Source organism: Burkholderia semiarida, from assembly GCF_029268935.1.
Classification (GTDB): Bacteria; Pseudomonadota; Gammaproteobacteria; order Burkholderiales; family Burkholderiaceae; genus Burkholderia; species Burkholderia semiarida.
Genome location: NZ_JAHLCL010000008.1, coordinates 982482 through 995876, shown reverse-complemented (window position 1 = coordinate 995876; position 13395 = coordinate 982482). Strand labels below are relative to the sequence as shown.

General features: G+C 67.8%; 13 protein-coding genes. 7 read left to right on the top strand and 6 right to left on the bottom strand.

The window, feature by feature from the left end; all coding sequences use genetic code 11:
* Window positions 1–29 precede the first annotated feature (29 nt).
* Complete coding sequence (locus KPB06_RS27755; protein WP_059639387.1) at window positions 30–983, top strand: ABC transporter substrate-binding protein; 954 nt, start codon at window positions 30–32, stop codon at window positions 981–983.
* A gap of 93 nt (window positions 984–1076) precedes the next feature.
* Window positions 1077–1943 carry an MOSC domain-containing protein gene (locus KPB06_RS27750; protein WP_099317387.1) on the top strand — a complete coding sequence of 289 codons (867 nt, stop codon included), beginning with the start codon at window positions 1077–1079 and terminating at the stop codon, window positions 1941–1943.
* Window positions 1944–1976: 33 nt separating this feature from the next.
* Here the strand turns inward: KPB06_RS27750 and KPB06_RS27745 are convergent, their stop codons facing one another.
* Together KPB06_RS27745 and KPB06_RS27740 are read right to left on the bottom strand one after the other, a co-directional pair.
* Window positions 1977–3398: a sensor histidine kinase gene (locus tag KPB06_RS27745; protein WP_059574680.1), complete on the bottom strand. Its 1422-nt coding sequence runs from the start codon at window positions 3396–3398 to the stop codon at window positions 1977–1979.
* A gap of 79 nt (window positions 3399–3477) precedes the next feature.
* The gene (locus KPB06_RS27740; RefSeq protein WP_060311033.1) at window positions 3478–4158 is read right to left on the bottom strand and encodes a response regulator; all 681 of its coding nucleotides are present in this window, start codon (window positions 4156–4158) and stop codon (window positions 3478–3480) included.
* Between the two features lie 369 nt (window positions 4159–4527).
* Here KPB06_RS27740 and KPB06_RS27735 point away from each other — a divergent pair, with 369 nt between their 5' ends.
* The 4 genes from KPB06_RS27735 (at window position 4528) to KPB06_RS27720 (ending at window position 9808) form a co-directional block, all read left to right on the top strand.
* Window positions 4528–5628: an ABC transporter substrate-binding protein gene (locus KPB06_RS27735; protein WP_099317385.1), complete on the top strand. Its 1101-nt coding sequence runs from the start codon at window positions 4528–4530 to the stop codon at window positions 5626–5628.
* Window positions 5629–5728: 100 nt separating this feature from the next.
* Complete coding sequence (locus tag KPB06_RS27730) at window positions 5729–7501, top strand: ABC transporter permease (protein WP_275905872.1); 1773 nt, start codon at window positions 5729–5731, stop codon at window positions 7499–7501.
* Window positions 7494–8561 (top strand): ABC transporter ATP-binding protein, encoded by a 1068-nt coding sequence (locus tag KPB06_RS27725; protein ID WP_059639380.1) that lies wholly within the window; start codon window positions 7494–7496, stop codon window positions 8559–8561. Before KPB06_RS27730 ends, KPB06_RS27725 begins: the two co-directional genes overlap by 8 nt.
* Before the next feature lie 155 nt (window positions 8562–8716).
* On the top strand, window positions 8717–9808 hold the full coding sequence (locus KPB06_RS27720; RefSeq protein WP_099317383.1) for a porin: 1092 nt from the start codon (window positions 8717–8719) through the stop codon (window positions 9806–9808).
* Between the two features lie 171 nt (window positions 9809–9979).
* Here the strand turns inward: KPB06_RS27720 and KPB06_RS27715 are convergent, their stop codons facing one another.
* The 4 genes from KPB06_RS27715 to KPB06_RS27700 all read right to left on the bottom strand — a co-directional run bounded on the left by KPB06_RS27715 (window position 9980) and on the right by KPB06_RS27700 (window position 12448).
* Complete coding sequence (locus tag KPB06_RS27715; RefSeq protein WP_059574577.1) at window positions 9980–10555, bottom strand: PIN domain-containing protein; 576 nt, start codon at window positions 10553–10555, stop codon at window positions 9980–9982.
* Window positions 10552–11019, bottom strand: a complete 468-nt coding sequence (locus KPB06_RS27710) for a helix-turn-helix domain-containing protein (protein WP_059574579.1) — start codon at window positions 11017–11019, stop codon at window positions 10552–10554. The genes KPB06_RS27715 and KPB06_RS27710 overlap by 4 nt, the downstream gene beginning before the upstream one ends.
* Window positions 11020–11203: 184 nt before the next feature.
* On the bottom strand, window positions 11204–12166 hold the full coding sequence (locus KPB06_RS27705) for a quinone oxidoreductase family protein (RefSeq protein WP_059574581.1): 963 nt from the start codon (window positions 12164–12166) through the stop codon (window positions 11204–11206).
* A gap of 30 nt (window positions 12167–12196) precedes the next feature.
* On the bottom strand, window positions 12197–12448 hold the full coding sequence (locus tag KPB06_RS27700; RefSeq protein ID WP_059574583.1) for a hypothetical protein: 252 nt from the start codon (window positions 12446–12448) through the stop codon (window positions 12197–12199).
* Window positions 12449–12543: 95 nt separating this feature from the next.
* On the opposite strand from KPB06_RS27700, the gene KPB06_RS27695 reads away from it, so the two are divergent.
* Window positions 12544–13335, top strand: coding sequence for an AraC family transcriptional regulator (locus tag KPB06_RS27695; RefSeq protein ID WP_059574585.1), 792 nt, complete (start codon window positions 12544–12546; stop codon window positions 13333–13335).
* Window positions 13336–13395 lie beyond the last annotated feature (60 nt).

Sequence of the window (13395 nt, the reverse complement as noted above, 5' to 3'; positions counted from 1 at the left end):
CCTGAACCTTTCTTGAACCGAACTTCACGATGAATCCGACCCGACGCCATTTCCTCGCGCAGGCGAGCGCCCTTGCCACGATCGCCGCCGCCCCGGCCGCCGTGCGCGCGCAGTCGGGCGTACGCCCGCTGCTGCGCGCCGGCGACCAGAAAGGCGGGCTGCGCGCGCTGCTCGAAGCGGCCGGCGAACTGAACGGGCTCGCGTACGACATCGCGTGGACCGAATTCCCGGCCGCCGCGCCGCTCGCGGAAGCGCTGAACGCGGCCGCCGTCGACTGCGGGCCGATCGGCGACGCGCCGGTGATCTTCGCGCTCGCCTCGGGCGCCCGCATCAAGGTGATCGGCGCGAACCGTTCCGATCCATACGGCACGGCCGTGCTCGTGCAACCCGACGCCGCGCTGAAAGGCGCGGCCGACCTGAAGGGCAAGCGCATCGGCACCACGCGCGGCTCGATCGGCCATTTCGTCACGCTGAAGGCGCTCGATGCGGCCGGCCTGCCGCCCGATGCGGTGTCGTTCCGCTTCCTGCCGCCGGCCGACACGATGCTGGCGCTCGCCACCGGTTCGATCGACGCGTGGGCCACCTGGGAGCCCTATACCGCCCTCGCCGAAACGAGCGGCCGCGCGCGCGTGCTGGTCAACGGCCGCGGGCTGTGGTCGGGCCTCAGCTATCTCGCGGCGACCGACGCGGCGATCGCATCGAAGCGCGACGTGCTGCACGATTTCCTGCGGCGCGTCGTGCGCGCGCAGGCCTGGTCGTACCGGCACGCCGACGCGTATTCGGCGGCGCTCGCACGCATCATCGGCATTCCGCCGGCCGCCGCGAAGCTGCAGTTCGAGCGCCGCGGCACGCGCTGGCAGCCGATCGACGCAGCGGTGATCGCCGAACAGCAGCGCACGGCCGACTTCTACCTGAAGGCCGGGCTGCTGCGCCAGCCGCTCGACGTGCGCACGACCTTCGACACCGGCTTCCCGCTCGCCTGAGGAACGCGTGGCGGCGCACGACCGCCCGAACGGCTCACGCATGATCTGGCACAATCGCGATTCGATCATCCCGCCTCCAGCCAGCGTCACGTCATGCCAGCCATCGCCGAACTCTTCGTCTACCCGATCAAATCCTGCGCCGGCATCGCGCTGTCGCGCGCGCAACTGCTCGAAACGGGCCTCGCGTACGACCGTCACTGGCTGATCACCGATCCGCACGGACAGATGCTCACGCAGCGCACGCACCCGCGCCTCGCGCTGATCCACCCGACGCTCGACCGCGATGCGCTCGTGCTGAACGCGCCGGGCATGCCGGAGATCCGCACGCCGCTCGACGGCGACGCGACGCCCGCGACGCCGAAGATGGCCGCGACCGTGTGGCGCGACACCGTCGACGCGATCGACACGGGCGCCGAAACGGCCGCGTGGCTCACCGCATTTCTCGGCGCGCCGACGAAGCTCGCGCGCTTCGGCCCCGACGCGCGCCGCGGCTGCAACCGCAAATGGACCGGCGACATCGATACGCATACGCAGTTCGCCGACGGTTATCCGCTGCTGGTGATCGGCCAGTCGTCGCTAGACGACCTGAACGCGCGGCTTGCCGCGAAGGGCGCGCCGGCGATCCCGATGAACCGCTTCCGGCCAAACATCGTCGTGTCGGATCTCGATGCGTACGAAGAGGATTTCGTCGAGCATCTCGACGCCGGCGGCGACACGCCGGTGCGGCTGCGGCTCGTCAAGCTGTGCACGCGCTGCCCGGTGCCGACGATCGACCAGGCAACCGGCACGCCGGACCCGGCATGGCCGCACGAGCCGACCGACACGATGCAGACCTATCGCGCGAACCCGAACTACGACGGCGCGCTGACGTTCGGCATCAATGCGATCGTCGTCGAAGGCGCCGGCGCGTGGCTCGAAGTCGGGCAGCCGGTCGAAGCGGAGATCGGGTTCGGCGATTGAGCCGGACAGCGCGGCCCGCTACTACGCGCGCCGTCATACGGCGCGCGGCATCGCGTCGTTCACCGCCGCCGGCAGCCGGATCGTCACGATCAGCCCGCCGCCGGCCGCATCGGCCAACGTCACGCTCCCCTGATGCACGCGCGCGATTTCCCGCACGATCGACAGCCCGAGCCCGGTGCCTTCGACCGTCTGCGTCTTGCTGCCGCGATGGAAACGCTCGAACACCGCGTCGCGTTCGTCGGCCGGAATGCCCGGCCCGTCGTCGATCACGTCGAGCCGCGCCGCTTCGCCGTCGCGCGAGACGCGCACCGTGATCACCGCATGGTCGCCCGCATAACGGATCGCGTTGTCGATCAGATTGCCGATCATCTCGCCGAGCAGGTCGGACTGCCCGAGCACGTCGACGTCGGCTTCGTGCTCGAAGCCGAGATCGATGTCGCGCGCGCGGGCGACGGGCGACCAGTCGAGCGTCACGCTGCGTGCGAGCCGGTGCAGCGCAACCGGCTTGTGCGCGACCGCATGACCGCTGTCGGAATCGAGCCGCGACAGCGACAGCAGTTGCTGGACGATCTTCGCGGCCTGCCGCACCGCGCCGTTCGCGCGCCGCAGGTGCACGTTCATGCGCGGCTGCTCGTCGGGCCGCAGCGCGAGCTCGACGCCCGCCTGCACCGCCGCGAGCGGCGTCTTCAACTGATGGGCCGCATCGGCGAAGAAGCGGCGCCGCGCCACCTGCATCCGCTGCGTGCGGCCGATGTACTGGTTGATCGAATCGACGAGCGGCGCGAGTTCGCTCGGCATCGCGCCCGTGTCGAGCGGCGTCGTGTCGTCCTCGCTGCGCGCGGCGACGGTCGCCGACAGCCGGTTCAGCGGCCGCAGCCCGCGCCCGACGCCGAGCCACACGATCCCGAGCGCCAGCACGACGAGCAGCCCTTCCTGCAGCAGCGACCCGATCAGGATCTCGCGCGCGAGCGCCTGGCGCGCCTCGATCGTCTCGCCGACCATCACCCACACGATGCGCGACTGCGCGGTCGGCACGTCGTGCACCGGGATGCGCAGCGCGGCCATCCGCAGTTGTTCGCCGCGATACACGACGTCGTAGTAGCGCGTGACGAACAGCGCGCCGTCGCCCGCGTCGCGCCCGCGCGGCAGCGGCAGGTCCGGATAGCCGGTGACCGTGCGGCCGTTGTCCTCGCGGATCAGGTAGTAGATCTTGCCGCCGTCGCTCGACTCGAGCATTTCGAGCGCGAGATACGGGAGGTCGACCTCGATCTCGCCGTCGTTGAGCCGCACGCCTTCGCGGATCGACTTCAGCGACGACGACAGCGTGCGGTCGAACGCGACGTGCGCGGCGCTCATCGCGCGCTGGTACGTGAGCCACGAGTCGAGCGCGAGCAGGCCGAGCAGCGGCAGCAGCAGCCACAGCGCGACCTGCGCGCGCAGGTTCGGGCGGGTCATCATGCGTTCGGCCGGACCGCGCCAACGATCGCAGGCGCCGCGTCGGCCGCCGGCGAGCACGAACGAGCGCGACGGGCGCTCATTCGGCCGCCCCCGCCTTTGCTTCGAGCAGATAGCCGAGCCCGCGCAGCGTGACGATCGCGACGCCGGTGTTCTCCAGCTTCTTGCGCAGCCGGTATACGTAGATCTCGATCGCATCGGCGTTGACCGACTCGTCGAGCCCGAAGATCTTCTCCGACAGCGTGTCCTTGTTGATCGCGCGGCCGTTGCGCAGGATCAGCACCTCGAGCACCGAGCGCTCGCGCGGCGTGAGCGACAGCGGCTCGCCCGCGAGATGGAAGCTGCGATCGATACTGTCATACGAAAGCGGCCCGCATTCGACCCGCGAATGCTCGTGGCCGAGGCTGCGGCGGATCAGCGCGCGGGCGCGCGCCTCGAGTTCGGTCAGCTCGAACGGTTTCGCGAGATAGTCGTCGGCGCCGAGATCGAGCCCCTTCACGCGGTCCTCGACCGAACCGTGCGCGGTGAGAATCAACACCGGCACCGGATTGCGGCGCGCGCGCAGCCGCCGCAGCACCTCCAGCCCGTCGAGCTTCGGCAGCCCGAGATCGAGGATCACCAACGCGTAATCCTGCGTGCGCAGCACGTGGTCCGCCGCCTCGCCGTCGGCCATGTGATCGACCGCGAAGCGCGCGGCGCTCAGCGCATCGCTCAGCGACTGGGCCAGGTTCGGGTTGTCTTCGACGAGCAGCACACGCATGGGGATTCCGGTAAGGTCAGCGACAGCCCGCTACATTACATGATCCTTTCCGTCTCCACGCCTCGCGCAAACACGGGTTGCGCGGGTGCCGCGAACGGGCCGCGTCGTCGGCGGCGGCGTCGGGTATGCGGCGCGAACGGCCGCGTACGCGCGGCATGGTGGCCAAGTCCTCGGGCAACTGGTGGCCGCGCCCGCGTAGCCGGTCACCCCGCGTCGCGTCCCCCTGTTGCGCCGCGAAACCCGCGTCGCCCCCGGGAAATCCATGACGCGAACGGCGCAATCGCGAACGGAAATGAAAGCGGGCTGAAAGTGCCCCGCCCGTAACATCCGCGTCATTCGAACAACATCGACGCATCACTGGAGGAAGACATGCCGTTTGCACCGAAGCACCTCGCCGCCGCGCTGGCGGTCGTCCTGGGCACTGCCGCCGGCGGCGCCGCCGCGCAGGTTCCGGCCGGCTACCCGGGGAACTACCAGGGCGTGATCGACGCCGCGAAGAAGGAAGGCAAGCTGATCGTCTACTCGACGACCGACACGGGCCTCGTGCGTCCGCTGATCAAGGACTTCGAAAGCCTGTACGGCGTGAAGGTCGAGTACAACGACATGAACAGCACCGAGCTGTACAACCGCTACATCAGCGAGAACGCGGCGAGCAGCACCAGCGCCGACGTGCTGTGGAGCTCGGCGATGGACCTGCAGGTCAAGCTCGTCAACGACGGCCTGATGGCGACGTACGATTCGCCCGAAAGCCCGAACGTGCCGCAATGGGCGCAGTACCAGAAGCAGGCGTACGGCACGACGTTCGAGCCGCTCGCGATCGTCTACAACAAGCGGCTGATCCCCGAGAACGAGGTGCCGAAAACCCGCGCCGACCTGATCAAGCTGCTCACCACGCAGGCCGACAAGTTCAAGGGCAAGGTCACGACCTACGACATCGAGAAATCGGGCGTCGGCTTCAACTACCTGACCCAGGACGCGCACGTAAACGAGAAGGTCACGTGGGAACTCGTGAAGGCGATCGGCGCGACCGGCCCGAAGCTGCAGTCGAGCACGGGCGCGATGATGGAGCGCATCTCGTCGGGCGAGAACCTGATCGGCTACAACATCATCGGCTCGTATGCGTACGCGAAGGCGAAGAAGGACAAGTCGATCGGCTACGTGTTTCCGAAGGACTACACGCAGGTCGTGAGCCGCCTCGCCACCGTGTCGAAGAAGGCGAAGAACCCGAACGCCGCGAAGCTGTGGGTCGACTACCTGCTGTCGAAGCGCGGCCAGACGCTGATCGCGAACCAGGCGAACCTGTACGCGATCCGCGCGGACGTGACCGGCGAAACGTCGGCCGCGAGCCTCACGAAGGAACTCGGCGATTCGCTCAAGCCGATCCAGATCGGCACCGGCCTGCTCGTCTATCTCGACCAGTCGAAGCGCCTCGCGTTCCTGAAGCAATGGCAGCAGGCGATCAAGCGCTGAGCCGCTGACGCCGGGCCGCCCGCCGCACGGCGCGCGGGCGGCCCCTTCCCCTTACCGACTTCCTTGAGGCGGCCATCCGGATGGCCGCAGGGGCGAACTCATGCTTTCCACCAGCACACGCGGCACGGCACCGGCCGTTCCGCCCGCCACCGGCCCGCGCGACGCGATTCCCGCGCTGCCGGTCAGCAGCCTGCAGCCGCTCGCCGGCATGCTGCGCTGGATCGTCGTCGCGGTACTGACCGTCGCGGTCGCGCTGCCGCTCGGCTTCATCCTGATCCAGAGCCTGCTGTCCGCGCCGTTCTTCGACGCGAACAAGACGCTCGGCATCGAAGGCTTCCGCTTCATCTTCAGCGATCCCGATTTCTGGTCGGCCGTGAAGAACTCGTTCATCATCGCCGGCGGGATGCTGTTCATCTCGATCCCGCTCGGCGGCATCCTCGCGTTCCTGATGGTGCGCACGGACCTGCCCGGCCGCCGCTGGCTCGAACCGCTGCTGCTCACGCCGGTGTTCGTGTCGCCGATGGTGCTCGCGTTCGGCTACGTGGTCGCGGCCGGCCCGGTCGGCTTCTACTCGGTGTGGTTCAAGGAGCTGTTCGGGGCGCAGAGCGTGCCCTGGAACGTGTATTCGATCTTCGCGATCACGGTGATCGTCGGCCTCACGCACGTGCCGCACGTGTACCTGTATTCGTCGGCCGCGCTGCGCAACCTCGGCTCGGACGTCGAGGAAGCCGCGCGCGTGGCGGGCGCCCGCCCGTTCCGCGTCGCGCTCGACGTGAGCCTGCCGATGACGATGCCCGCGCTGCTGTTCGCCGGCGTGCTGGTGTTCTTCCTCGGCTTCGAGGTGTTCGGGCTGCCGCTCGTGCTCGGCGACCCGGAAGGCCACCTCGTGCTCGCGACCTACCTGTACAAGCTGACCAACAAGCTCGGCGTGCCGTCGTATCACCTGATGGCCGCGGTCGCCGTGTGCATCGTCGCGATCACCTTCCCGCTCGTGCTGCTGCAGCGCCGCCTGCTGAAGACCGCGAACCGCTTCGTCACCGTGAAGGGCAAGGCCGGCCGCGCGACCGTGCTGCCGCTCGGCGTGTGGCGCTGGGTCGCGCTCGCGATCGTCGCGCTGTGGCTCGCGCTGACCGTGATCGTGCCGATCTCGGGCATCGTGCTGCGCGCGTTCGTGACCAACTGGGGCGAAGGCGTGCCGCTCGGCGAAGTGCTGACGCTGGCGAACTTCGTCGAGCTGTTCGAGCAGGACAACCTGGTGCGCGCGATCGTCAACACGCTCGGCATCGGCGTGATCGGCGGCGCGCTCGCGATCGGCTTCTACTCGCTCGTCGCGTTCGCCGGCCACCGCCGCCCCGACTGGGCGACCAGGCTGCTCGACTACCTCGTGCTGCTGCCGCGCGCCGTGCCGGGCCTGCTCGCCGGTCTCGCGTTCCTGTGGATCTTCCTGTTCGTGCCGGGCCTGCGCGAACTGAAGAACTCGATGTGGAGCATCTGGATCGCGTACACGGTCGTATGGCTCGCGTACGGGATGCGGCTCATCCAGAGCGCGCTGCTGCAGGTCGGCCCCGAGCTCGAGGAAGCCGGCCGCAGCGTCGGCGCGACGCGCAGCCGCGTGTCGCTCGACGTGACGCTGCCGCTCGTGCGCTTCGGCCTGCTCGCCGCGTGGCTGCTGATCTTCATGATCTTCGAGCGCGAATACTCGACCGCCGTCTACCTGCTGTCGCCCGGCACCGAAGTGATCGGCGCGCTGCTCGTGTCGCTGTGGGCGACCGGCGCCGTCGACCAGGTCGCCGCGCTCTCTGTCATCAACATCGCGATGGTCGGCGCCGGTCTCGGCGTGGCCCTGCGCTTCGGAGTGAAACTTCATGGATAAGCTCATCGTCGACGATCTGCACCTCAGCTACGGCGCCAACCCGATCCTCAAGGGCGTGTCGTTCGAACTGAAGGCCGGCGAAGTCGTGTGCCTGCTCGGCGCGTCGGGCAGCGGCAAGACCACGCTGCTGCGCGCGGTGGCCGGCCTCGAACAGCCGTCCGACGGCCGCATCCAGCTCGACGAGCGCGTGTTCTTCGACGGCGCGCGGCGTATCGACCTGCCCGTCGAACAGCGTTCGCTCGGCCTCGTGTTCCAGTCGTACGCGCTGTGGCCGCACCGCACCGTCGCCGACAACGTCGGCTACGGGCTCAAGCTGCGCCGCGTGGCGCCTGCCGAACAGAAACACCGCGTGCAGGCCGCGCTCGACCAGCTCGGCCTCGGCCATCTCGCCGAACGCTTTCCGCATCAACTGTCGGGCGGCCAGCAGCAGCGCGTCGCGATCGCCCGTGCGCTCGTCTACAACCCGCCGGTGATTCTGCTCGACGAGCCGCTGTCGAACCTCGACGCGAAGCTGCGCGAGGAAGCGCGTGCGTGGCTGCGCGAGCTGATCGTGTCGCTCGGACTGTCGGCCCTGTGCGTGACGCACGACCAGACCGAAGCGATGGCGATGTCCGACCGCATCCTGCTGCTGCGCAACGGCCGCATCGAGCAGGAAGGCACGCCGGCCGAGCTGTACGGTGCGCCGCGCTCGCTGTATACCGCCGAATTCATGGGCAGCAACAACCGGATCGACGCGCGCGTCGCGGCCGTCGACGGCGAACGCGTGACGCTTGCCGGCGACGGCTGGGAGTTGCAGGCGCTGGCCCGCGACACGTTCGCGCCGGGCCAGGACGCGCAGGCCGTGATCCGTCTCGAGCGCGTGCAGGTGGCCGACGGCCCGGGCGCGAACCGGCTGCAGGCCGACCTCGTCACGTCGATGTATCTCGGCGACCGCTGGGAATACCTGTTCCATTGCGGCGAGATGCGCCTGCGCGCGTTCGGCCACGTGCCGCGCGCGGCCGGCAAGCACTGGATCGAATTCCCGGCCAACGACTGCTGGGCGTTCGCGAAAGCGGGCTGATCCGCATCGCGGCGGCTCGCGTGCCGCCGCGCCGGCTTTCAAGCCGCCCCTTTGCGACTCGCATCGGCGGACGCTTCACGGCGTCCGCCGATGGCGCGCCGCGTACCCGTTTTCTGTTTCAACCCGCCCACAATAATCTAGGAGACACCGTCAAAATGAAGTCACGCGCAGAACGCTCTATTCGAACAGCAGTCCTCACCAGTTCGGCCGCGGCAGCCTGTCTCGCCGCGCCGGCCGCGCACGCGCAGTCGTCGGTCACGATATACGGGATCATGGACGCGGGCATCGAATACACGAACCATGCGGCCCCGGAGGGCGGCAATGCGTTCAAGCTGAAGTCGGGCAACAAGAACACGTCGCGCTGGGGCTTGCGCGGCGTCGAGGATCTCGGCGGCGGATTGAAAGCCGTGTTCCGCCTCGAAAGCGGCATCGATCTCGCGAATGGCGCGTCCGACGACGGCCCCGACTCAATCTTCGCGCGCCGCGCGACGGTCGGCCTGAAAGGCAAATGGGGCGAACTGTCGCTCGGCCGCAACTTCACCGTCACGTACGACTACATGCTGCCGTTCGACCCGATGGGCTACGCGCAGAACTACTCGTGGGCGACCTCGTCGATGGCGACGGGCGGCCGCAAGGACGGCCTGTTCACGCGCTCGTCGAACGCGGTGCGCTACGACGGCGAATTCAGCGGCTTCAAGTTCGGCGCGCTGTACGGTTTCGGCAACGTGCCGGGCAGCGTGAAGACCAGCTCGAAATACGATTTCGCGGTCGGTTACGAGACAGGGCCGTTCGCGGCCGTGGTCACGTTCGACCGGCAGAACGGCGCGGCCGACAGCGTCACGCCGGCCGATACCGTCAACTACATTCAAGGCATCCACGCGGGCCTGAGCTACGACTTCGGTAACCTGAAAACGATGGCCGGCTATCGCAACTATCGGCGCACGTATCACACCACGGCCGCGAACCAGTTGAGCGACATGTATTGGCTCGGCGGGTCGTACCAGTTCACGCCGACGTTCTCGTTGATCGCGGCCGTCTACCACCAGAACATCAAGGGCGGCACGGATGCCGACCCGACGCTGGTGTCGGTGCGTGCGCAGTACGCGCTGTCGAAGCGCACGGTGCTGTATGCAGCCGGTGCGTTCGCGATCGCGAAGCACGACCAGAAAGTCGGCGTGTCGCGCGATTTCAATGGGTACGGCACGACGCAGGTCGGGGTCACGGCGGGGATTCAGCAGCGGTTCTGACCGCTCCGACATGACGGCGGGCAGAGGACGGTGCGAGCGTTTCGGGGCGCGTCGCCCTCTGCTTCGTCGCATGTCGGGGCGCGGCACGGGCGACCGAAGAAACACGTTGAAACGGATGCGCGAGCAACGTGCCGGCGATTCGCTGAGCACGCGAACACCATGGCGCCTCGTTCAGAGAATCGCCCGGTAAGCTTCGAGCGCCTTGCAGGTCTGAACCATCCCCTGCCGCTGCAGGATGTCGAGGTAGCGATCCACCATCATCGGAGGATGCTTAAGCATTTCGCGTTGTCGCCGTGCTGCGCCGACAACCGCAGCCGGCTCGAGATCGAACAGATTGTCGACGAACACGTCGGGATGCTGCGCCTCCACCCCGTACGCCGACAGCACTGCGTCGGGAAAGTCCTTCTGGTTGAACGTCACGATCACACTGGCGTTGCAGCGGATCGCGGCGGCCAGTACATGCCGATCATCGGCATCCGGCAGCCTCAGGCCCTCGATCAACGCTTCGTACCCGGTCACCAGCGCATCAGGTATCGCGCGATCCATCAGACTCGCAGTCCGGTCGAGTTGTGCGGCGCCGAGGTCCGGGCGCTTGCGCAACAGGTTCCGTTTCCATTCGTTATGGATATCGGCACTCCAGCGAGCCCTGAAACACCCGCTCAATGCGAGCCACATCAGGAAATCGCGCAACGGTGCCGGGTACAGCACGCAGGCATCATAGACCGCCGTGAATGGCGAACTCGTCATTCGTAGCCCATCCCGAATTCCTGCGCTTGCCGCCCCAACTCTTCCATCGCATTGGCGCTCGCCCGATCGCGTTCGGTCTTGTAACGCATCAGATCGGAAAAGCGCACACGACGATGCTTGCCGGTCTTGTGATACGGCAGCGCCTTCGATTCGAGCAGCTTGATCAGGTGTGGACGGGACACATTGAGCAGGTCGGCTGCTTCCTGCGTGGTCAGTTCCGCGTGAACGGGCACGACCTTGACCGCATTGCCATCTGCAAGCTCCGCGAGGATGTCGACCAGCAGACGCAGTGCAGAAGTCGGAAGCTCGACCTGATGGGCGCGATTTTCGTCATCGAAAATCTGGATGCGCTGTATTTCCGTTCGCGTGGCCAGATAAGCCGCCAGCGCACGCTGTCCTTCGACCGCCGCCTGCACCTCGCGCTCCACCGGCAAGATCGTATCGGACATCGAGGTATGGGCCATCGCGCGCTCCCAAGCAGGGTTCTCAAATGCGCCATCTTATTCGAAATAAACGAAAATCGCAATAAACGAAAATCGATAGAGCCCTTATAAGACCGCCGAACCTCGATATCAGTCAATACGCGCCGTCACCCGGCTTCTGGTCCTTCCGCGTACAGAGTGACGACCGCGGCCCGCTCGTCGCCGTTCAGTCACCACGCATCGTGAACACCAAACGCACGGCGCTGCTCGTATCGCCCCAGTGCTCGCCGACAGCCGACAGCGGCACCGTGCGCGTGTCGATCGTCAGGCCCGCCGGCGCGGCGGCATCAAACACACCACGGATAGCACCCAGCAAGCCCGGCAACGGCACGCTGCCCAGACCGCTGCCCATCAGTTCGATCGCGGTCGCCCGCAGCACGGCGCCGGGCACCGGCAAGTCCGCGCCGCCGATCGAGCCGATCTGCACGAAACGCAGCCGCCGGCCGCCGGGTGTCGCTTTCGCGGCCGCGCCCAGCAGTGTCTGCGCGCTGGCGCCCCACAGATAATCGAGCACGACATCCACGCCCGCACGGAAATGCGGTTCGAGCGCCCGCGCCAGATCGGCGTCGTCCTGCTGCAGCGACACGACAGCATCCGCGCCGGCCTTCAGCAACGCCTGCAACGCGGCCGCGTTGCGGCCCGTCGCGATCACCTTCGCCGCACCGAGATGCTTCGCGATTCGCACCGCGAGCCGCCCGGACGTACCCGTTGCACCGTTGACGAGCACCGTCTCGCCCGCGACGAACCGCGCGCGTTCGGTCAGCGCCGCCCACGACGACATCCCCGGAATCGCGATCGCCGCGGCGGTGACATCGTCAAGCGTGTCCGGCAGCGGCACGCACTGCGTATCGGGCACGATCGTGCGTTCGGCCATCGCGCCGAACGGCACGGGGGCGCCGAAGAAGTAGACGCGCCGACCGTCGTCGAGACGCCCCACGCCGTCGACACCGACGACGAACGGATAGCGTCGATCCGACGAGTAATGCGTGCCGGCCGCGCGCCCCTGTGCGATGCGGCTCAGCGCGGACGCCGTCACGTCGATCAGGCTGTGGCCCGGCATCGCGCGCGGCGGTTCGAACTCGGTATAAACCGGGCGCTGTCCAGCGCCTTCAACAACTGCTGCTTTCATGGTGGTTCCTTCAATCTGGACGGTGGATCTTTACCGGGCGTCGAGCCACGCGCGCAGCGCGGGATCGCGCACTTCCAGCACGTCGAACAGGCCGAGCGCGCGCAGCGCGGGCAGCGCATCGATCGCATCGGCCTCCGCGCGCGCCCTGTCCGCCGGCGCGGCATTCGGATCGGTCAACACACGGGCATTGACCAGAAAAGCGCCAACCGTGCCCTTGCGGATCGTCGTTCCGCCGGCATCGATCTGGTTGGCATGGTCGGGAAGCATTTGTTCGGCTCGCATCGCGTCGTACTCCGGTTGTCATCGATGGACGCAGTGTAGGCGTGCAAATCCGGCCGTTCTCCGGTATAACGGCCATTCGATACCGATATCCGGCCATGTCCGATCCGCTTCTGCCCGCCCGCTTCGTCACGTCCGACGACGGCCCGTTCGTGGTCGCCGCCGCCCTGTCGCAACGCGCCCCCCGTATCACCGCGCCCCATTCGCATGCGCGCGGCCAGCTCGTCGGCGCGCTGAGCGGGCTCGTGACGATCGGCCTCGACGATCAGGAGTGGGTCGTGCCCGCGATCCACGCGATCTGGATCCCGCCGCACTGCCGGCATTCGCTGCGCTCGTTCGGGCCGATTTCCGGCTGGTCGGCGTTCGTCGCCGAAGCGCGCTGCGCGGCGCTGCCGGCCACGCCGCGTGCGATCCGCACGACGCCGCTGCTGCACGAGGCCGTGCAGCGCGCGGCGAGCTGGGGCGATTCCGAACTGGATGCCGCGCAGACACGGATCGCCGACGTGATCCTCGATGAAATCGCGGCATCGGAAGCCGAGGCGCTGGGGCTGGTGCGACCGCGGGACCCGCGGCTCGTGAAGATCACCGATGCGCTGGCCGCGGATCTCGCGAACGACCGGCGGCTGGAGGAATGGGCCGAATGGGCCGGCATCGGCGCACGGACGATGAGCCGCCGCTTCGTCGCCGAAACCGGGCTGACGTTCGCGCAATGGCGTCAGCAAGCGAGGCTGCTGCGGGCGCTGGAACGCATCGCCGACGGCGTGCCGGTGACGACGATCGCGCTCGATCTCGGATACGACAACGTGAGCGCGTTCATCGACATGTTCCGGCGCGCGCTGGGGACGACGCCGGGGAGATATTTGGCGGGAGGAAGCCAGGCGCAGGGATAGCGGCTTCATGCGCGCGCATGAAGCCGCACGGCGAAAATCCGGCGGGCGGCAGACAACAAC